We start from the raw sequence: 19,134 nt of genomic DNA, 5'->3' as shown, positions 1-19,134 counted from the left end.
GCGCGAAGTGACGTTTTACTTCTCTGAGACGTAGCTCAGCAAGGAGCCGAAAAATCCAATCACGGCCATCGCAAGGAAAGCGTATTGCATGTAGGCGACGGCCGCCCGTGGCGCCTCGGTCGCGGTCGCGGTCGCCATGTCATAAATCAGCCACGCCGCGGTCGCGGCACTCATCAACATGAGTTTAGGCCATTTACTGCTCACAATGCGCTCCATCGCCATCGGATATTGAGCATGGGTCGCAAGGATTGCCGATAAGGTTCATTTGCGAATAAGGGCGGGACGAAATATTCCAACGTCAAGCCCTGCTAAGGATCTTCGATCCGATCTCGGTGGCTGATTTCAGCAGAAGGTCAAGAAATCGCGGCTTGCCGTTCTGAACCAACTGAGCCGTCAACGTCGTAATGCTGAGGCTGCCAACAAGCCGCCCCTTTCGGTCGAAAATTGGTACGCCAAGAGCGGCAAGGCCGACGACAAAATCATCGACGGCAAGCTCCCATCCCCGCTGCCGGATCTGTGCAGCCTCTCGCGCAAGGGACTTAGTGTTCGTCTGACTTTTCGCAGTCCGCTTTATCAGCTCCAGCGACAGTGCGTGTTTCAGCTCTTCCGGTGAAACGAAGCCCAGAAGCGCTCTGGGGCCGCCGCCGCTGTTCAAGGGCGCTCGGGAGCCGACAGTGAACCATGCCGCATCGACATTCGGTATCGACGCGCGCACGCGCTCGACACAGAGCGCGTGACCTTCGTGATGAATCCAAAGATAAGCGGTCGTACCCGTCTGCTCAGACAGCTCACTCATGTAGGGCGCGGCAATCTCGCGCAATTCCCGACCGGTCTCGACAGAAGAGGCGAGTTCAAGAACGCCGATGCCCAGGGAGTAAAGGCCGGTCAGGCCGTCGTGATCGATCAGCCCGGCCTTCTCCAGTGTATGAAGCAGCCTTCGCGCTGTGCCTTTATCGAGCCCGGCGCTCTTGGCTAATTCGGTGAGTGTCTGGCGCGGCTTTGAGATATCGAAGGCCCTCAAGAGAGCCACGCCGCGATCCAGCGCACGCACCATGGGAACGCCAGGCTTTTCAGCGACCGTCCGAGCCTGCGAACGACGTGCCGGCGGCTTTTCGTTTTCCATGAATGCCTCGGATGTCCTCAGAGCGAACTGAACTTTCAATGTCCCTAAGCACGTCATAGCGCTTCGGTAGAAAGTGTCAACCTGTGATACTATTGTTCATTAGTTGACACTACTGCTCGATGGATACAAACTCCGGGTCCATTCACAGGATATCCGGCAATGGCACTCGACCAGTCCCTTCGCGACAAAATCATCGCTTCCGTCGAACGCGGCTTCGACGAGCAAATCGCTTACACCCAGGACCTGATCAGGCTTCGATCGGTGCGCGGTGATGAGTATGTCATTCAAGATCGGGTTTTCAGCGAATTGCGAAGCCGAGACTATGCAATGGAGCGGTTCGACATGGACCAGGACGCCATCGAACGGCATCCTGGTGGCTCACCGTTCTCGAAGGATCACTCGCGTGCGCCGATCGTTGTCGGCACCCACCGGCCACGCAACGAGACAGGGCGATCCCTCATTCTGCAGGCCCATGTGGACGTCGTTCCTGCTGGACCCGATAGCCTGTGGACGCATTCGCCGTTCGATCCCGTCGTCGAGGGCGATTGGCTTTATGGTCGCGGCGGCGCGGACATGAAAGCCGGTCACGCAGCCAATCTCCATGCATTGGATGCTTTGCGCAGAATAGGTTTTCAGCCGGCCGCCACCGTTTATGTCCAGTCCGTGGTGGAAGAAGAGTCGACCGGCAACGGCGCGCTGATGACACATTTACGCGGATACAAAGCCGACGCTGTGCTTATCCCCGAACCTGAGGACGAAAAGCTGGTGCGCGCCAATACCGGCGTCGTGTGGTTTCAGGTGGAAGTCCGCGGGCTCCCTGTCCACGTCCGGGAAATGGGCACCGGTGCGAACGCCATCGACGCCGCGTATCGGGTCATCGGAGAGTTGCGCAAAATCGAAGCCGACTGGAACGCCAAGAAGGAAGGCCGCCCTCACTTCGAAAGCGAAGAACATCCGATCAATCTGAACATCGGAAAGATCGAAGGTGGAGACTGGGAGTCATCCGTCCCCGCATGGTGTCGAATAGGCTGCCGCATATCGATTTATCCCGGCTGGACAGCTGAGGACGCCGCGCGTGAGATCCGAGACCGCGTCGCTAAATTCGCGCTCTCCGATCCATTCCTCTCGAACATCCCGCCAACTGTCACCTTTCATGGCTTCCATACCGAGGGCTACGTGCTTGAACCCGGCTCGGAAGCCGAGACCACGCTCGCTCACGCACATCTCGCTGCAACAGGTAAGCCGCTCCAAAGCTTCATGACCGCCGGCTATCTCGATACGCGGGTCTATGCGCTTTACGACAAGATCCCGGCGCTTTGCTACGGGCCGTACTCCGAGAATATTCACGGGTTTGATGAACGTGTCAGCCTCGCCTCTCTCAAGCGGATCACCACGACAATGGCGCTTTTCATCGCCGACTGGTGCGGGCTGGAGGCGATCGCGTAAAGCGACGCCTTCTGCGGACCTCGTCAACCCGCCGTATAATCCGCCGACTGGCTCATCGCATGCCAGCGATCGAGTTCTTCCAGACGCGCCCGATCGGTTCGCTCGATCGCTCCCAGCGCATCGGACCCCAGCGTCATCAGTATGAAGAACGACTGGAAGGGCGCCTAGAAAGGCTCGACATAAAAAAAGGGGCCGATCCAATCCGGCCCCTTGATCTTTGCCTAGCCTCCGAAGCCCGATCCCGCCTTCTTGTATTCGGGCCGAGGGGGGCTGAAGATATCGAGAACGCGGGCGCCTTCGGGTCCCGCGCGCATGGTATGCGGGACATTTCCGGGCGTACGCCAGAAATCTCCCTTGCGAACCGGAATTTCCTCGTCCCCCTGTACGCGGATCGCTGTGCCCTCGAGCAGGACACCCCACTGTTCTTCAGGGTGATGGTGGAGCTTGCCCTCGGCGTTCGGTTCAATAATGACGACCGAAAGCATGGCGTGTTCGCCTGAGAAGATGCGCGTGGTCAAACCTGGCGCGAGCTCCCGCAGCAGTCCGTCATCCGGCGTGTCAAGGTTATGGAATTCCGATCTCTGGCTTGTCATGTCTTCCTCACATTCTTTAAATCGTTATCGTCCGTAAGATCCTTCGTAACGTCCCTCGCGGATCGCCTCCAATGTCTGTTCCTCGCGCAGGATCTGAGCGCGAATGCCTTCGATGAGCGTTTCGGCGGCCCAAGGCGAAAACGAGACCACACCGTCTTCATCGCCCACGACGATATCGCCGGGCTCCACGACCGTTCCTCCGACCGAAACGGGCACGTTGATCGCACCCGGCCCGTTTTTGTACGGTCCCCGATGGATGACGCCCCGCGCGAAGCACGGAAAGTCCGACGTCTGAAATGACGCGACGTCGCGGATGGCACCGTCAATCACGTAGCCGGCCGCACCGCGCGTCTCAGCAATATTTTTCATGATCTCGCCGACCAGCGCCCGCGTTTCATCGCCGCCGCCATCCACGACGATGACATCGCCAGGTCCGACAAGCTCAAGCGCCCTATGGATGGCGAGGTTGTCGCCAGGCCGCGTCTTAACAGTGAGGGCTGTGCCGACCATGCGTCCCGACCGATGGAAGGGTCTTAGCCCAACCATGCCGGCCAGACGATCAAGGTTGTCGCTGATGATCGAGGTGGGAGCATCTCTGAAAGCTTCGATCACGGCGGGAGTTACTTTTAGCGCTCGCGCGCTTTCGATTCTGATGTTCATGGCTCATCCATTCCAACTCTAATCGATCTCGCGACCGGCTTTTTCTGTCGCTGCGAACAACGCAATCAACGTGACAATCAACGCGCCTGTTACGTAGGCCGGGATGGCATAGGTGCCGGGATATTCCCGCAGCAAAGTCGTAAAGATCAACGGCGCGAACCCGCCACCAAGGACACCGGCAAAGGTATAGGCCAGCGACGACCCGGTGTAGCGGACGCGGGCGGGGAATTGTTCAGTTATGAATGCGCCCTGTGGCCCGAACATCGCGGCCTGAAAGATCATGCCAATCGAGATCGAAACAATGATGACGGCAGGCGACTTCGTATCCAGCAGACCGAAGAAAGCAAAGCTACCAGCGATGGATGCCAGAGCGCCCGCGCCATATACGGTGCGCCGGCCGATACGGTCCGAGAGCGCAGCAAGGAGCGGGATTGAGACGGCATGGACACCCGACCCGATCAGCACAGCGGTCAGCGCCAACGTTCGCGATAGACCGAGCGCCTGGGTCACGTACGTCAATGTAAAAACCGTCAGGAGCCCGTAGACGACGTCGGATCCAATGCGCACGCTACCGGCGATCAGAAGATTGCGCCCATGCGAGCTCATCACCTCGGCGATAGGAGCCTTCGTCGTCTTATGATCGGCCTGGAGCTGGCTGAAATGCGGACTTTCCTCGACGCTCCAGCGGATCCAAAAGCCGAAGATCACGAGTACCGTGCTCGCGAGGAATGGAAGACGCCAGCCCCAAGCGAGAAAATCAACTTCACTCAGCAACGTGGTGGTGATGGCGATGGCTCCGGCAGCCAGAAGGGTTCCGGCCGAGGGCCCTATTTGCGTCCAAGACGAATTGAGACCGCGGTTTCGCGCATTGCCGTGCTCCACCGAAAGCAGGATCGCACCAGCCCATTCACCGCCGAGGGCGATGCCCTGAACCATTCGGAGCGCAACCAAGAGCAGCGGGGCAGCGACTCCGATGCTCGCGTAGGTCGGGATTAATCCCATCGATAGCGTCGTGACGCCCATGAGTGCGAGCGTATAGACGAGTACGGCGCGCCGACCGATCTTATCGCCGAGGCGACCAAAGATGATGCCACCGATGGGCCTTGAGACATAACCAACGGCATAAGTTGAAAAAGCGAGGATCGTACCGACAATCGGATCAAATGACGGAAAAAAGAGCTTGTTGAAGATGAGCGCCGCCATCGAGTTATAGATCACGAACTCGTACCACTCGAGTGACGTGCCGATCATGCTCGCAAGAGCGAGCCGTCCCATCTTCCCTGCTTTTGATGGGCCGGCCGTCTCAAGGTCTGGCGTCAACGTTGTGTCCACACTCGTCGTCATCCTCACCTCCTGGGATTATCAAGTGATTGGCTCGTCATTGACACCCCCGGCGGCATCACGACGTTGAGTTGGAATTGAGCACCGCCTTACAGGAAGACCGATTGCGTCTGATACACGGCGTGATGCCTGCTCCGCGTATGCGGACGCACCTCTTCCGGCCATCGGCCGGCTTCGACGGCGTTCGCCCATTCGGCGCTTTTCAGGACGTCAGGATGCTCGATCTCGTAGATCGCCGTGTAGATCGGCGCTGGCGCCGGCATGTCCTTGATGTCATTGGCAATGGCGAATGCGAAGGGCACCCCCTTGACGCGCGTAACGCTGAGAACGCCAGGCACCTTCAGGAGATATGGAGCATGCTCGCTATCGTAGACCTCGTTGAAGAGGGCTTCGTACGCGGGATCAACGTCCATTGAAGCAATCAGGACAAAACGCGATTGGATGGGCATCAGGCGCTCCGACGCTGTTTCTGAGAGGGGTTGTATTCAAAGCCGTAGTCGCGCTGCGCCGCTTCCGGCGTAACGTAACCATCAAGAACGTCATCGAAGATTGCCTCGCGGCTGCGACGTTTTACGTCGCCGAACCCACCGCCACCGGGCAGTGAAAGGGTCAGGACAGTATCGGGCGGCAACATGCGGCTAAGTTTCGGCCGGACTTCCTCGCCATTCGAGCTGCTGACCGACCCGGTTGCGCCCGACTTTCCTTCGTACAGGCCCGGCGCGGGATGCTGGCAGCGATCGTACATACCCGAGAAGAGATAAGGCTTCTCGGTCAGCACCTCGACTTCCATGGTCTGGCCCAAACCGCCACGATGCTCGCCGGCACCGCCGGAGTCGGGTCGAAGTGCCCTTTGCCGCACGACCAGAGGGGTCAACGCCTCGATGATTTCGACCGGCACACCCGCGACGCCACTCGGATAGGATGTTGCTGAGAGTCCATCGAGACCTTTCAACGCGCCCGTACCACCGGTCGAGAACCAGGTGTAGGAGAAGAAGCGGTCGTCGCGCTTGTCGAAGCCGCTGATATGCGTATTCCAGAGGCTGTCGGCTCCGGGGGCCATCACCTTGTCCGGTAGGATTCCCGACAATGCGCCCATGATGCTGGACGGGAGGAAGTGACCGACTGTGTGACGGCCGGCGACCGCCGCGGGATGCTGTGCGTTAAGGATCGAGCCGACGGGGGCGATCGTGCGTATCGGCGTGAACGACCCAGCGTTATTGGGCACGTCCGGCGCGATCGCGCATTTCACGCCATAGGTCGTATAAGCGACGGTATAGTTGAAGCCAACGTTGATGCCGAGATCAACCGTAGACGAAGATCCTTCATAATCGACGATCACCTCGTCGTCCTTGATGGTGACCCTCGTATGGAGCTCGATCGGCTTGTCAAACCCGTCGATCGTAATTTTGAAGGGATGCGAACCGTTCGGCAACGCTGCAATGGCCGCCCTCATCGCCCGCTCGGTGCGCGAAATGATGGCATCAGCGACCCCCTCGATATCCGCGAGATCAAATTCGTCAAGGAAGGACTTGAGCTGCTTCGCGCCGACTTCGTTCGCGGTAATCTGCGCGTGGATATCGCCGATCACCTCGTCAGGCGTCCGCACGTTGGCGGCGATAAGCCGATAGACGGCGTCGACCGGTTCCCCTTGCGAATGCAGCTTGATGATCGGGATGAAGAGACCCTCTTCAAATACCGAGCGGGCGTCGCACGAGAGGCCACGCCCGCCGATGTCGAGCGCGTGGCAGCAATTCGCGAACAACGCGACCACGCGTCCCTTATGGAAAACAGGCGTCGCGATCGTGATGTCGTGAAGTTGTGAGACCGTGATCCACGGGTCATTCGTGATGATGACGTCACCGGGACGAAGCGTATCGACCGGAAACGTCTTCAAGATATGCTGCATGCCGGTCGCCATCGAATTGATGTGCCCGGGCGAGCCCGTGACCGATTGGGCCACCATTCGGCCGCGACGATCGAAAACACAGGCCGAGAGATCCTCAGCGTCGCGAACGATGGACGTAAAGGATGAACGCATCAGGGCCGCCGCCTGCTCGTTCACGGCAGCGATGAGCCGCCCCCACATGATATCGAGCGTGATGGGATCCAATTCCTTAGCGCTCATCGGGCTACCTCGAGGTCGACAATGAGATTGCGATTCTGATCGACACTGATTTCGCCGGGTCCGTTGACCACGACGGTCGATTCACGTTCTTCGATCACAGCCGGTCCCTGCAGCCGGTCGCCAGCCCCAAGCCGGTAGCGGTCATAGACCGGGACATCGATGAGACCTGCGTCGGGGACGTAGATCTTCCTCGAGCCTTTGCGCGGATTATCCGACTTCGAAAGGTTGACCGGCAGTCTGAAGTCAGGCTTGGGCCCGGCTGCCACCACACGCCAGGACATCACATCGATCGGCGTGTTGGGTACGGTATGCCCGTAGAGCTCGACATAGACTCGTTCGAACGACGCAGTAATCTCTGCAATGCTGTCCGGTCCGAGCTCGCCGCCGGGAATTGGAACGCGAATGTCGAAGCCTTGCTTCCGATAACGCATATCGGCCCAACGGCGGAACGAGACTTCCTCGTCGCCCATTGATTGGGCGAGACGGTTGCGTCCCTCTTCTTCCATCTCGGTCAAAACACGGTTGACCTCCGGCCAATCCATTTGTTCGAGCCGCGCCGGGTTCGATCGAACGAAGTCGAACGCCAGTGGCGCCGTAAGGAAGCCAACCGCCGACATGACGCCTGCTCCGAAGGGATAGATGATCTTGGGAAGCTTCAGAACACGAGCGACGCCATAGGCGTGAACCGGCCCCGCGCCACCGAACGCAAACATCGGGAACTGGGAAATCGTGCGCCCGCGCTCGATCGCGTGGATTCGCGCTGCGGAAGCCATGGCTTCATTCGCGAGCTGGTGAATGCCCCAGGCGGCCGCAATCGTGTCGAGCTTCAGCGGCTCCCCGACCTGTTCCGTGATCGCGCGTTCCGCGGCGGCGCTATCGAGCTTCATGTCGCCGCCGAGGAAGAATCCTGCGTTGAGATAACCGAGCAGCAGATCCGCATCCGTGACCGTTGGCTTTTGTCCACCTGCTCCGTAGCAGGCGGGCCCGGGCACGGAGCCCGCACTATGAGGTCCGACCTTGAGACGACCCAGCGCATCGATTTGCGCGATGGAGCCGCCACCGGTGCCGATCTCGATCATCTCGATGACGGGAACCTTGACCGGAAGACCACTTCCCTTCTTGAACAGATATTGGCGATCGACCTCGAACTCGGGCGCCAGCAAAGGCTCGCCGTCGACGATGAGGCAGGCCTTGGCGGTGGTCCCGCCCATATCGAAGGAAAGGATGTCGGGAAGCCCGAGCGACTTGGCATAATGCGCAGCCGCCAGAGCGCCGGCCGCGGGTCCCGATTCAACGAGGCGGATGGGTGCCTCGATGGCTTGACTGGCGGTGAGAAGGCCACCGTTCGACTGCATGACGTAGAGACCGGCGGCGTCACCCAGCTCGTCACGCGTACGCTTTTCAAGGCGGGTCAGATATTTCTCGGCGATGCTCTTCACGTAAACGTTGCAGAGAGCCGTCGTGGATCGTTCAAACTCCCTGATTTCGGGCGCAATGTCGCTCGACAGCGTGATCGCGACGCCCGGCAGCTTTTCCTGCAGGATCCGACCAACAATGCGCTCGTGATCGGGACGAACATAAGCGTTGATCAGGCTGACCGCGATCGCCTCGATGCCGATGCTGCGCATTTCCTCGGCAATGCGCTCGATCTCTTCCACGTTCGGCGCTTGGCGAATCGTACCATCTGACAGAATGCGCTCGGAAACCTCGAACCTATGGCGGCGGCGCGCGATCGGAGCGGGGCGCCGCAGCCGGAGGTCGTACATGTCGTAGCGGTGCTCACGAGCGATCTCGATGGCATCGCGGAAGCCGCGGGTCGTGACGAGAGCGGTGAGAGCCCCCTTCCGCTCGATCAGGGCGTTGGTAAAGAGCGTCGTCCCGTGGACGACATGCGATACGTCGCCCGCATCGCCATCGATGACCTGCTTGATGCCGTTGATGACGCCGTTATCCGGCTGATCTGGCGTCGTTAAGACCTTGCCAAGACGAAACAGTCCGGTCGTGTCGTCGACGAGGACGATGTCTGTGAATGTTCCCCCAATATCGGCGCCTAAACGCATCCGCTCCTCCAAATTCAGGATTTGGTAGGATTAGCGACAATGCGGTGACGCTCGAATTACCGTTTAGGCAATTCAGCTTTAAGCGGACGGGCTGCACGCTTACTCGCGGCACGATCTCCGATCTCAACGAAGCCGTGTCTTTCATCGCTCGAGGCGATACCACGCAAGATTTCCAGAAATTGCCTGATCACCTCGGAAGCGACGCGCGTCGGAGGCCGATCGGCCAAATAAATCAAATTCAAATCACTGCGGATCTCGGGATCGACAATCGGGCAAATACTCAACGTGCCTGCCTCGAACTCGTGCTTCACCGCTCCGAAAGGCAGGACAGCGGGAGCAAGCCCTTGCCGGACGAGATCCTTCAAAAGCGTCACCGAGTCCGTCTCCAGCGCGATCGAGACGGACAGACCAAGACTTGCCGCCGCGGTGTCGAGCAGACTTCTGATCGGATTTTGCGCCGACGGCAAAAGAAGAGGCGCGCGGAGTAGATCGGCCAGGCTTACTGTGGACGGCGTGACGCCGAATGCGCCTGGTGGTCCAAACGCAAATAGACGCTCGACAGCGAGGCATTCGCTGATCAGACGGGGGCTGTCCGGCTGGAGGCCGTTGACCAGTGCCAGGTCGATTGAACCGGTCAGGACCCAGTTCTGCAGATATCCGCTGTACCCCTCAATGAAACGCGGTCTTACGCGCGGCAATTCCTCCCGGCATCTATTGATGAGTGCCGGTCCCGCCATCGCTATAACGGATGGTGTTGCGCCAATAATCACATCACCCGTCAGGTGCTTGCCTTCCGCCATGACCTCCTGGCGTACCAGTTCAACATCCCGGAGGATCTGCGAAGCGCTGCGGTGCAGAAGCTCACCCGCGCGCGTGAGACGCATGCCCCGACCGTCCCGGTCGAAGAGCGGCGTATGCAACTCCTCTTCAAGCGCGGCAATCGACCGGCTGAGCGCCGGCGCCGCAACGCCGAGGTGAGTGGACGCCCGCGCGATGCTGTGCAGGTCTGCGACGAAGACGAAATATCGGAGTTGTCGGAGATCCATATTCGACTGTCACGCCCCCCGCTGCGATCGCTTCGATTTTTTCAGGTATGACTCCCGAGCAAAATGACGGCCAGAGGCCTGCTTAATCAACTCGACGTCCTCCTCTTGGCGTTTCTGATTAATCCTACCGCCAAAATGGCGTTGGTCGCCATCCCTCTCGGAAAACGAAGTGCCACGCGGCGATGGCGATAATTTGAATTGGGGCAGGCTCGTTCTCTTTTCTTCTGCCGAACTCTTTCACCGCTTCAGGCTGCGATACGTCAATGTGATCGATGCGCGCCGCTGCGGATCTCGCCACGCTGACATTTCGAGCGTGTCGTCACTCCCCGCTTCGCCTGCACGCCAGTTCACCTGCAGTCGATTGTTGTCAGCGACCGCCTTCTCGGTTCGGTCGTGGGCATTCAATGATTTTGCGATGAGACCCGGCAGAGTATCGGCCGACACGCCGACGGTCGACAGCGTGCATACGACGGTCGGACCATCCACAGGACCTTCGAAATAGGCGGACAGGCTTTTCTCGCCCCCCTTCGTCGATCTTGCAAAATAGATAATGTCGATCCGAGGCCCGCGCTCCATATCAGCCGAGATCGCTCCGTTCGTGCTGACGAATCCCATGCCTGACGCGATGCGCTCCATTTCGCTTGGCAACGCCGGCCGCGGCGCGCAGATCTTGGCGAAGAGATCAACCAGCGCGGGGCCGTTGTCCGTCTCCGCCGAGGCCGCGCCCTCGAGCGCCAGCATCGCAAGTCCCGCCAATGCCAATCGAACCATGCCAAGCTCCCCAATGCTCAAAGCCTCGCGTCGCGCCGCGAGTGTCCTTCGTTGCAGTAGACGCAACCACCAAGATTGGCGTTCACGACAAGTCGCTGTCTAATGTCTGATTTTTCGCGGCACCGTCCATAGGACACGTAGCTAAGTTTGCGTCGGCGCAACATCCAAGATAGAGGCTCTCGTCAGCTCCTCGCTGCCGCTGCCAGTACGACACATCACAGCGTAACGAGACACAATGCAGGATGGATATGAACGACCAGAACGACGACTACGTCTATGATGAGACCACCGGCGAGTGGCGGCCCGCTTCTGAAATCGCCGCGGAGAAAGCCAAAGCCGCTGAGGTTCGCGACGCATCCGGCAACGCGCTCACAGACGGAGACTCCGTTGTCCTGATCAAGGACCTCAAGGTCAAGGGCGCCGGCCAGACACTCAAGCAGGGAACGGTTATCAGGTCGATCCGGCTTACAGACAACCCGGAAGAAATCGACTGCCGCCACGATGCGATCAAAGGCCTGGTCTTGCGCACCGAGTTCGTGCGCAAGCGCTGATCAGCCATCAGGTTCGGCACGCTGTTGCGAGATAGCGCCGATTTACAGCGCTGCTTCATTTTCACGGCCAGCGCCGGAAGTGACAACGTGCGCAAGGCGATTGCCGTCTAAGTAAGTTTAAGAGTCAGTGCGATCTACGGCTTGGTGAAAAAGCTATATCGCATGCTTTCCTTGTTCGGATACCAGTCCCAGTCATCCTCATCAGCCTCCTGTTCGATGCGCCAAAGCTCATCGATCACAGCTGAATTGGAAACAGCGAGCTGGAAGCCGTTGCGGACGAAAGCGTCGGACCACTCTGAAAATGTCCAAAAGGTCTTTAAGCCTGCAAATAATTCGTAGTCGTCAATCACTTCCTCAGTCATGTCAGTCGTCGTACCGTGGAATAAAACTCCCACACGACAGACCCGAAACAACTCTTTTATCGCTTGATCGATCTGTTCTTCGGGAAGGTAAGGAAGGCACGTTTCATAAACGAAGTCGAACGATCCGTCCTCGAACGGCATTTTGCGCACATCGCCGAGCAGGTTTCGCTTGCGCCACTCTTCCGGAGTTTTCGAATGTATGTACGCACTATTTTCGATGCCCCAAGCTTCCACGCCTAGTTTATCGAATTCCTCAAGGGTCAGGCCGTTTGCGCTGCCGCAGTCAAGCAACTTATAGGGCGTCTCCGTACCCCAAACAGCTTTAATCAGGTCAACAAGATATTTCGCATTAAAGGCAGCACCGAAAATGTCTTCATAACTCTGATTGGCAGAATAGTCCTCAAAATAGCTATCGGCGACCGCTCCATTCCCATCGGTCGAGACATCCTTGCCGATCTGATGTGCGAATTTACGCTTGCGCATCTCAGTAAGGCTTAGCTTGTCTGCATCATCCATCTGCTCAATCTCCTGCGATGGGAATCGCATTCCACGTTGACCGCCCCCGTAGCGGAACGCGAGCAGAAAGTGCCTATCTGTCAATGCTGCGGCACAAGCTTGAGTAGCTTGTGATGGAGCGGGTGAAGGGAATCGAACCCTCGTATTCAGCTTGGAAGGCTGCTGCTCTACCATTGAGCTACACCCGCGACGCGGCGAGCAGTAGCATGGCCTTCCGCGGGTCTCAACACTAACGATACAATAACGGGATAGTGTTCAACATTCCGGAACTAAGTTTCAGACGGCGGGGTTTCACCTTTGACGTCAATCCCTTCGCGGAGAATGTGATGCGCAATGCAATTTGGGCTTTGATGGCTATGGCGGGCGCTTATGCGTTCAGCTCGTCCCCGGCAGAGGCGGCCAGAATTTATCGCTATTGCCTGGTCGAAGCCTTCGCGGCCGGGCCCGGCACTTGTTATTATGACACCTATGGACAATGCATGGCGAGCGCCTCCGGCCGGCGCGCCTATTGCCAACTCAATCCCATCATCGCCTTCCAGCAGCAGGGGCAGGGATACGGCCAATACGGCTACGGGTACAACGACCAGCCGCGGCCGGTGAAAAAGAAGAAGCGCCGGCACCACCACTCTTACTGAGCAGCCGACCCCCGCCCATCAATCGTTCTTTGGGCCGCGCTTGCTGCCCCTTTCGCCCGCTTTCCTCTCCCGGAAGGCGGGCTTTCATTTGGCCAACCGCCCTGATTCTTACCCGCTTCGCAGGCAGGCTCCACGCGTGCTCGCGGTCTAAGTCTCACCCAGCGCAAACTTGTTCCCTGGATGTGGTGCGCCGCGTCGTCACAACTGTTGCGTGTTGCAACAACGTGACGAATAAAGGTATTTAGACACCAATTTTAGGGTGCGCATTAACCCAATCGGGTCAAAAATGTGACCCAAGTGCCACATTTCCCAAGACTCGAAAAAGCCACCATTTCACTATGTTGCGAGGTCTGCTACTCAAGCCCGATCGTTACTGAATTCTTAAGTTTTTGCGGTTGGGACTTTTATCAAATGCGAACATTGGCCTACGCTATCCCTGCGTTGCTTCTCAGCTATTTGATCCCCGAGAACGCATTCAGTCAGACCGCTTTTTCAATCAACGACGCCCTCCAACAGGCCATCAAGACCAATCCCGGCGTAGGTGAAGCGGCCGCAAACCGCCGTGCGACCGAGTCTGAATTGCGACAGCAACAGGGCACGCTTTTGCCCCAGGTTCGCCTCCAAGGCCGCGTGGGCCCCGAAATGTTCAACCAACAGGTGGTGCCTGCCCCGCTGGGGAACGGTCAATGGCGCAACGGCCGGGATGTCTCCGTTGTCGCTCGCCAGTTGGTGTTCGACGGCTTGTCGTCGATCAATGAGATCTGGCGCCAGTCTGCACGCGTGGATGCCGCCGCTGCGCGCGTTCATGAGCGGACCGAATTGCTCGCGCTGGATGCAGCCGAAGCTTACGTCGATGTCGTGCGCTATCAGCGCCTTATCGTGATTGCCGAAGACAACGTGCGGGTTCACGAAAATCTGTTCAAGAACGTTCAGGCTCGGTTCAACGGTGGCCGTGCCGGTGAAGGCGACCTCGAACAGACCCGTGAGCGCGTCGAAAACGCGATCGCCACCCTCGCCGGCTTCCGCCAGAATCTTGATGAAGCCCGCGCCAAGTATCGCAATGCTGTCGGTCTCGAGCCGTTCAATCTCCGCCAGCCCAACCGTCTGCCGGGATTGCCGAAGACCAAGGATGAATCGCTCGCGGTCGCATTGAAGTTCAATCCGACGATCCAGGCCGCGGACCAGGACGCCCGTGCCGCGAAGTATGCCTTCAAGAGCACGTCGGGCGCGTTCGTCCCCAACGTCTATCTCGAAGGCAGCGCATCGTCCGGCATCGACGCCAACGGCTATGTCGGCAAGCGCGACGACGTCAGCGGCAAGGTCGTCGTGAGCTGGGATATCTTCCGCGGCGGCCAAGACACCTGGAAGCGCACGGAAATGGCTGAGCGCTATATCGAGGAAACCATGAAGCATGCGCGTCTGCAGCGCTCCGCGGTGGAATCCATCGACAAGGCCTGGGCCGCGCGCACCCTGACCGCGGACCGCATCTCAGCCCTGAATCGCCAGATAGCATCGGACCGCAAGGTCATCGTATCCTACCAGAAGGAATACGAACTCGGTCAGCGCTCGCTGGTGGACTTGCTGAACGCCCAGAACCAGTTGTTCAACGGTCTTGTCTCGGTGATCTCGACCCAGAACGTCGCCGTGTTTGCCGACTATCAGTTGCTCGCGGCAATGGGCGGATTGATTCAGTATGTGAAGGCGCCGCCTCCGGCTGATGCCACGCCGCTCGCCGAGCCGTTCGACATTCTCCCGACCAAGCTCCCGCCGATCATCCTGCATACGCCCGTTTCCGGACCTGAGCCGATGCAGGTGCCTGTGCACGCCGAGCCGGTCCCTGCCTTGAATTATGCGGCCAATGGTAATGCGCCCGGAGCGCCAGGCCGTTTCGACGAACGCTGGAACAGCCTGACCGACGTCAACGGTTGGTTTGCAAATACGACGACGTGGCCGGTCTCGAAAGCGCAGGCTTCCGCGACCCACTGACAAGCATATTTACCTTAACAGCCGTGCCGGCAGTCGGCGCGGGGCATCACGCGGAGCCGTACTCGTTACGGTTCCGCGATCGGCATTAGGCTTACCAAAAGGTTTCATGCTGCGGCCATGTGCGCTGCGCTATGAGTGTATTTGAGTAAAATTATAAGCCAGAGCGAGCCCAGTGAATCCCAGTGCGGCAACACATCGTGACGTCCCCAACGCCGACGCGCGCGAGCGTCTCGACAGCCAGCGTGATCCGCTTGCCGATGCGCTGATCTATCTCGCCGCCCATCATGGCCGAGCGATCAGCCGCGAAGCGTTGATCGCAGGACTTCCGATCATCGACGGTCGCCTCTCCGCATCGCTTGTCGAACGCGCCGGCCTGCGCGCCGGGCTTGAGATCGCTCCCGCCAAGCGTGCGCTGGCGGATATTCCCGCACTGGTCCTGCCCGCCCTGCTGGTGATGAAGGACGGCATACCGCTGATCTTCAAGAAGATCGACGAGATGACGCAGATCGCGCAGGTCGTCGATCCAAGCAATCCGCAGGTCCCGCGAAGCCTGCCACTGGCGGAACTCGCCCCGCGCTATTCAGGCTACCTCTTCCTGGTCAAACCGCTCGCCACCACCGATGCGCGAACCGTGGCCTCCGGCGACCTGCCGCGCACCCACTGGTTCTGGTCTGTGGTGCGCCGCTTCGGCTCGAACTACACGCACGTCGCCCTGGCCGCACTTCTCGTCAACATGCTGGCGCTGGCGGCGCCACTATTCACGATGAACGTCTACGACCGCGTCGTGCCCAACGGTGCGATCCCCTCCCTCGTTGCACTGGCCATCGGTCTCAGCCTCGCGATCGTCTTTGACTTCGTCATCCGCGTGGTGCGCAGCCGGATCGTCGATCTCACCGGCAAGAAGATCGACGTGGTGCTCGCCGCCGACATCTTCGAGCACATCCTTGCGGTGAAGATGGCGAACCGGCCAACATCGGTCGGCATTCTCGCCAACCAGATGCGGGATTTCGACTCCGTGCGCGAGTTCTTCACTTCGGGCACCGTGATCGCGGCCACCGACCTATTCTTCGCGCTGATCTTCATCATCGTATTGTTCATCATCGCGGGTCCGCTGGCCTGGATTCCACTGCTGATGCTGCCGATCGTGATCGGCACCGGCTTCCTGCTGCAGCGGCCGCTCGAGCGTGCCATGAAGCAACTGCAGGCGGAATCCTCCGCACGCCATGGCGTCCTGATCGAATCCCTTTCGGGTATCGAAACCGTCCGCGCCACCGGTGCCGAGTCCCGCATGCAGACAGCATGGGAACGCTCAGTCGCCGCCACCGCGCGCTCCGGCGAGAACGTGCATTTCTGGTCGTCGCTGGCGCTCACCATCACCAGTTCCGCCCAGCAGATCACCAGCATGTTGCTGGTGGTGATCGGCGTGTTCCTGATCCTCGACGGCAAGATCACCATGGGTTCGTTGATCGCCGCCAACATGCTGTCCGGCCGCGTGCTGGCGCCGATCTCCAGCCTTGCCTCTCTGATTACCCGCGCAACGCAAACCATCAGTTCGCTGCGCTCGATCGATCGCCTGATGGGCCTCGAGCGCGAGCGGCCACCGGGACGCTCTTACGTCTCGCGCAAGATCGAGCATGGCGCGATCACCTTCGATAAGGTCAGCTTCAGCTATCCCAATTCCAAGGAAAAAGCGCTCGATAGCGTCTCCTTCACGATTACTCCGGGCGAACGAGTGGCGATCATCGGCCGCGTCGGCTCGGGCAAGACCACCGTCGGCCGGCTGCTGACCGGCTTCTATGACCCGACCGAAGGCGGCATTGCAGTCGACGGCATCGAGGCGCGGCAATACGATCCCGCCGATCTGCGCGCCGGTATCGGCTTCGTGATGCAGGACACCGATCTCTTCTTCGGCAAGCTGCGCGAAAACATCACGATCGGCAAACCATCCGCCACCGATGAGGAAGTCATCGAGGCGGCCAAGCTTTCTGGCGTGGAGCAGTTCATCGCCGGTCATCCGCTCGGTTACGACATGCCGGTGGCCGAAGGCGGCCGCAGCCTCTCCGGCGGCCAGAAGCAGGCCATCGGTCTTGCACGCGCGATGATCCGCAAGCCGAAGATCATGTTCATGGACGAACCGACCGCGCATTTCGACGTGCGCAGCGAAACCGAATTCCTTGAGCGGCTGAAGGGCCTCGCGAAATCGGACATGACCATCATCGTATCGACGCACCGCCCGTCCCTGCTCTCGCTGGTCAACCGCATTCTCGTATTCGAGAAAGGCAAGCTGGTTGCTGACGGCCCACGCGAAGCTATTCTGGCGTCGCTGCAGGCCGGCGCCAAGCGCAACGAGCCCGTCAAATTCGAAGCCCCGACTGTGAAAACCAATGCAGCAGTCTGATTTCGCCTTCGCCAACGACATCCGCGCGGCGGTCGAGCTGCGCACGCCTCGCACGTCGCGTCTCATCTTGATATGCACGCTGGCGCTTTTCCTGGTCGGCCTGATCTGGGCGCACTTCGCCATCCTCGACGAGGTGAAGCGCGGCAACGGACGCGTCATCCCCACCCGCCAGATTCAAGTCGTGCAGTCGCTGGAAGGCGGTATCGTGGGCGCGATCCTGGTGGATGAAGGCGCCATCGTGAGCCAGGGCCAAACCTTGATGCGGATCGAGGACACCAAGTTCGCGTCCGAATTTGGCGAAATCCGTGAACGTCGCGCGGCCATGGCAGCACGCGTGGTTCGGCTCGAGACCGAGGCGGCCGGCAAGGATAAGCTCGTATTCCCCGACGAACTGGATAAGGCCGCACCTAAAGCTGTTGCAGCCGAAAAAAGTCTGTACGACGCCCGCGCGCGCAAACTCGCGCAGGACATCGACGTGGTCGCGCAGCAGGAAACCCAGCGCCGCCGCGAACTCGATGAATACAGCGCCACTGAGGTGAAGCTCACCGAAACGCTGAAGCTTCTGCAGCGCGAAGTCGATCTCACCCGCAATCTGTTCCAGCAGAAGGTGGTGCCGGAAATCGAAATGCTGCGCGTCGACCGCCAGGCCAGCGAAATGCGCGGACAGATCGAAGTCATCAAGGCGTCAAAGGCCAAGGCCAATGCCGCCATCCAGGAAGCGCAGTCACGCCTCGAGAACGCCAAGACCACGCTCCGCGCCCAGGCAGACGAAGATCTCGCCAAGTCCCGCGGCGATCTTGCGGTGCTAGATGAGAACATCAAGGCTGCGAAGGATCGCGTGTTCCGCACCGACCTGCGCTCGCCGGTACACGGCATCGTCAACAAGCTGAACGTGACGACCATCGGCGCCGTGGTGCAGCCCGGCGCGAACGTGATGGACATCGTTCCGCTCGACGACACCCTACTGGTCGAAGGCCGCATCAAGCCGCAGGACATCGCGTTCATCCGAGCCGGGCAAGATGCTGTCGTCAAGGTAACGGCTTACGACTCCTCGGTCTTTGGCTCGCTCAAGGGCAAGGTCGAACGCATCAGTGCCGACGCCATTGTCGACGATAAAGAGCGCGGCGGTGGCGGAGGTGAGAAGAACGAAGCGTTCTACCGGGTCATCGTCCGCACCGATAAGAACCACCTCGGCACCACGGAACATCCGCTGCCGATCATCCCGGGCATGGTCACCACGGTCGAAGTTCTCACCGGATCGAAATCCGTGCTCGACTATCTGGTGAAACCCGCGCGTATGCTGCGCGAGGAAGCATTGCGCGAGCGATAAGACGCTCGCGATCTGCACGCCGACATCTTCACACTTTGTCAGCGTTAACGTGCCGTTACACGCTTCAAAACAATTTGGCTCAATCGCCACGCTTTGTGTTGTGGTGCGCTTTCCCTTAGCCCGCAAGATAGCCGCAACAGTGAACGCCGTTTAACGCCGTTATAGTTCCACACCCCCATGATCGCCCCATC

The 19,134-nt window shown here is 59.4% G+C and carries 17 protein-coding genes and 1 tRNA gene; 6 read left to right on the top strand and 12 right to left on the bottom strand.

Annotated features, from left to right (window positions below):
• Positions 1-15: 15 nt before the first annotated feature.
• Together ACZ5C3_RS07695 and ACZ5C3_RS07690 are read right to left on the bottom strand one after the other, a co-directional pair.
• On the bottom strand, positions 16-204 hold the full coding sequence (locus ACZ5C3_RS07695; RefSeq protein WP_464036590.1) for a hypothetical protein: 189 nt from the start codon (positions 202-204) through the stop codon (positions 16-18).
• 94 nt (positions 205-298) lie between these two features.
• On the bottom strand, positions 299-1,123 hold the full coding sequence (locus tag ACZ5C3_RS07690) for an IclR family transcriptional regulator (protein WP_464036588.1): 825 nt from the start codon (positions 1,121-1,123) through the stop codon (positions 299-301).
• Positions 1,124-1,282: 159 nt separating this feature from the next.
• Between ACZ5C3_RS07690 and ACZ5C3_RS07685 the strand changes: the two genes are divergently transcribed.
• On the top strand, positions 1,283-2,569 hold the full coding sequence (locus ACZ5C3_RS07685; RefSeq protein WP_464036586.1) for an ArgE/DapE family deacylase: 1,287 nt from the start codon (positions 1,283-1,285) through the stop codon (positions 2,567-2,569).
• 221 nt (positions 2,570-2,790) lie between these two features.
• On the opposite strand, the gene ACZ5C3_RS07680 is transcribed toward ACZ5C3_RS07685, so the two are convergent.
• From ACZ5C3_RS07680 to ACZ5C3_RS07645, 8 genes are all read right to left on the bottom strand, one after another.
• Positions 2,791-3,162 carry a cupin domain-containing protein gene (locus ACZ5C3_RS07680; RefSeq protein ID WP_464036584.1) on the bottom strand — a complete coding sequence of 124 codons (372 nt, stop codon included), beginning with the start codon at positions 3,160-3,162 and terminating at the stop codon, positions 2,791-2,793.
• A 24-nt stretch (positions 3,163-3,186) separates the two neighbouring features.
• On the bottom strand, positions 3,187-3,822 hold the full coding sequence (locus ACZ5C3_RS07675) for an RraA family protein (RefSeq protein ID WP_464044623.1): 636 nt from the start codon (positions 3,820-3,822) through the stop codon (positions 3,187-3,189).
• Between the two features lie 18 nt (positions 3,823-3,840).
• On the bottom strand, positions 3,841-5,166 hold the full coding sequence (locus ACZ5C3_RS07670) for an MFS transporter (RefSeq protein ID WP_464036582.1): 1,326 nt from the start codon (positions 5,164-5,166) through the stop codon (positions 3,841-3,843).
• Between the two features lie 86 nt (positions 5,167-5,252).
• Positions 5,253-5,612 (bottom strand): hypothetical protein, encoded by a 360-nt coding sequence (locus ACZ5C3_RS07665; RefSeq protein ID WP_464036581.1) that lies wholly within the window; start codon positions 5,610-5,612, stop codon positions 5,253-5,255.
• Positions 5,612-7,288, bottom strand: coding sequence for a hydantoinase B/oxoprolinase family protein (locus tag ACZ5C3_RS07660; protein WP_464044622.1), 1,677 nt, complete (start codon positions 7,286-7,288; stop codon positions 5,612-5,614). Before ACZ5C3_RS07660 ends, ACZ5C3_RS07665 begins: the two co-directional genes overlap by 1 nt.
• Positions 7,285-9,348 carry a hydantoinase/oxoprolinase family protein gene (locus tag ACZ5C3_RS07655; RefSeq protein WP_464044621.1) on the bottom strand — a complete coding sequence of 688 codons (2,064 nt, stop codon included), beginning with the start codon at positions 9,346-9,348 and terminating at the stop codon, positions 7,285-7,287. The genes ACZ5C3_RS07660 and ACZ5C3_RS07655 overlap by 4 nt, the downstream gene beginning before the upstream one ends.
• Positions 9,349-9,404: 56 nt before the next feature.
• Complete coding sequence (locus ACZ5C3_RS07650; protein ID WP_464036577.1) at positions 9,405-10,394, bottom strand: LysR family transcriptional regulator; 990 nt, start codon at positions 10,392-10,394, stop codon at positions 9,405-9,407.
• Between the two features lie 237 nt (positions 10,395-10,631).
• A complete protein-coding gene (locus ACZ5C3_RS07645) occupies positions 10,632-11,165 on the bottom strand; it encodes a hypothetical protein (protein ID WP_464036575.1) in 534 nt (177 codons plus the stop codon).
• A 248-nt stretch (positions 11,166-11,413) separates the two neighbouring features.
• On the opposite strand from ACZ5C3_RS07645, the gene ACZ5C3_RS07640 reads away from it, so the two are divergent.
• On the top strand, positions 11,414-11,716 hold the full coding sequence (locus tag ACZ5C3_RS07640; RefSeq protein ID WP_464036573.1) for an alkylphosphonate utilization protein: 303 nt from the start codon (positions 11,414-11,416) through the stop codon (positions 11,714-11,716).
• Positions 11,717-11,850: 134 nt separating this feature from the next.
• On the opposite strand, the gene ACZ5C3_RS07635 is transcribed toward ACZ5C3_RS07640, so the two are convergent.
• Positions 11,851-12,594: a class I SAM-dependent methyltransferase gene (locus tag ACZ5C3_RS07635; protein ID WP_464036571.1), complete on the bottom strand. Its 744-nt coding sequence runs from the start codon at positions 12,592-12,594 to the stop codon at positions 11,851-11,853.
• 114 nt (positions 12,595-12,708) lie between these two features.
• Positions 12,709-12,782, bottom strand: a tRNA-Gly gene (locus tag ACZ5C3_RS07630).
• A gap of 138 nt (positions 12,783-12,920) precedes the next feature.
• Between ACZ5C3_RS07630 and ACZ5C3_RS07625 the strand changes: the two genes are divergently transcribed.
• The 4 genes from ACZ5C3_RS07625 to ACZ5C3_RS07610 all read left to right on the top strand — a co-directional run bounded on the left by ACZ5C3_RS07625 (position 12,921) and on the right by ACZ5C3_RS07610 (position 18,943).
• Positions 12,921-13,229, top strand: a complete 309-nt coding sequence (locus ACZ5C3_RS07625) for a DUF3551 domain-containing protein (RefSeq protein ID WP_464036569.1) — start codon at positions 12,921-12,923, stop codon at positions 13,227-13,229.
• A gap of 411 nt (positions 13,230-13,640) precedes the next feature.
• The gene (locus tag ACZ5C3_RS07620) at positions 13,641-15,215 is read left to right on the top strand and encodes a TolC family outer membrane protein (RefSeq protein ID WP_464036567.1); all 1,575 of its coding nucleotides are present in this window, start codon (positions 13,641-13,643) and stop codon (positions 15,213-15,215) included.
• A gap of 172 nt (positions 15,216-15,387) precedes the next feature.
• Positions 15,388-17,613 carry a type I secretion system permease/ATPase gene (locus ACZ5C3_RS07615; RefSeq protein ID WP_464036565.1) on the top strand — a complete coding sequence of 742 codons (2,226 nt, stop codon included), beginning with the start codon at positions 15,388-15,390 and terminating at the stop codon, positions 17,611-17,613.
• Entirely contained in the window at positions 17,600-18,943 is a 1,344-nt protein-coding gene (locus tag ACZ5C3_RS07610) for an HlyD family type I secretion periplasmic adaptor subunit (protein WP_464036563.1), read from the top strand. Before ACZ5C3_RS07615 ends, ACZ5C3_RS07610 begins: the two co-directional genes overlap by 14 nt.
• The last annotated feature ends 191 nt before the right edge of the window (positions 18,944-19,134 follow it).

The organism is Afipia dichlorophenoxyacetatis, from assembly GCF_055386385.1.
The sequence above is the reverse complement of the archived record's forward strand: the minus strand, read 5'-3'. Positions and strand labels throughout refer to the sequence as shown.

Bases quoted from the DNA above. Each gene is read 5' to 3' on its own strand.
- ACZ5C3_RS07690 (WP_464036588.1), bottom strand. From the start codon at position 1,123: ATGGAAAACGAAAAGCCGCCGGCACGTCGTTCGCAGGCTCGGACGGTC.
- ACZ5C3_RS07685 (WP_464036586.1), top strand. From the start codon at position 1,283: ATGGCACTCGACCAGTCCCTTCGCGACAAAATCATCGCTTCCGTCGAA.
- ACZ5C3_RS07680 (WP_464036584.1), bottom strand. From the start codon at position 3,162: ATGACAAGCCAGAGATCGGAATTCCATAACCTTGACACGCCGGATGAC.
- ACZ5C3_RS07675 (WP_464044623.1), bottom strand. From the start codon at position 3,822: ATGAACATCAGAATCGAAAGCGCGCGAGCGCTAAAAGTAACTCCCGCC.
- ACZ5C3_RS07670 (WP_464036582.1), bottom strand. From the start codon at position 5,166: ATGACGACGAGTGTGGACACAACGTTGACGCCAGACCTTGAGACGGCC.
- ACZ5C3_RS07665 (WP_464036581.1), bottom strand. From the start codon at position 5,612: ATGCCCATCCAATCGCGTTTTGTCCTGATTGCTTCAATGGACGTTGAT.
- ACZ5C3_RS07660 (WP_464044622.1), bottom strand. From the start codon at position 7,288: ATGAGCGCTAAGGAATTGGATCCCATCACGCTCGATATCATGTGGGGG.
- ACZ5C3_RS07655 (WP_464044621.1), bottom strand. From the start codon at position 9,348: ATGCGTTTAGGCGCCGATATTGGGGGAACATTCACAGACATCGTCCTC.
- ACZ5C3_RS07650 (WP_464036577.1), bottom strand. From the start codon at position 10,394: ATGGATCTCCGACAACTCCGATATTTCGTCTTCGTCGCAGACCTGCAC.
- ACZ5C3_RS07645 (WP_464036575.1), bottom strand. From the start codon at position 11,165: ATGGTTCGATTGGCATTGGCGGGACTTGCGATGCTGGCGCTCGAGGGC.
- ACZ5C3_RS07640 (WP_464036573.1), top strand. From the start codon at position 11,414: ATGAACGACCAGAACGACGACTACGTCTATGATGAGACCACCGGCGAG.
- ACZ5C3_RS07635 (WP_464036571.1), bottom strand. From the start codon at position 12,594: ATGGATGATGCAGACAAGCTAAGCCTTACTGAGATGCGCAAGCGTAAA.
- ACZ5C3_RS07625 (WP_464036569.1), top strand. From the start codon at position 12,921: ATGCGCAATGCAATTTGGGCTTTGATGGCTATGGCGGGCGCTTATGCG.
- ACZ5C3_RS07620 (WP_464036567.1), top strand. From the start codon at position 13,641: ATGCGAACATTGGCCTACGCTATCCCTGCGTTGCTTCTCAGCTATTTG.
- ACZ5C3_RS07610 (WP_464036563.1), top strand. From the start codon at position 17,600: ATGCAGCAGTCTGATTTCGCCTTCGCCAACGACATCCGCGCGGCGGTC.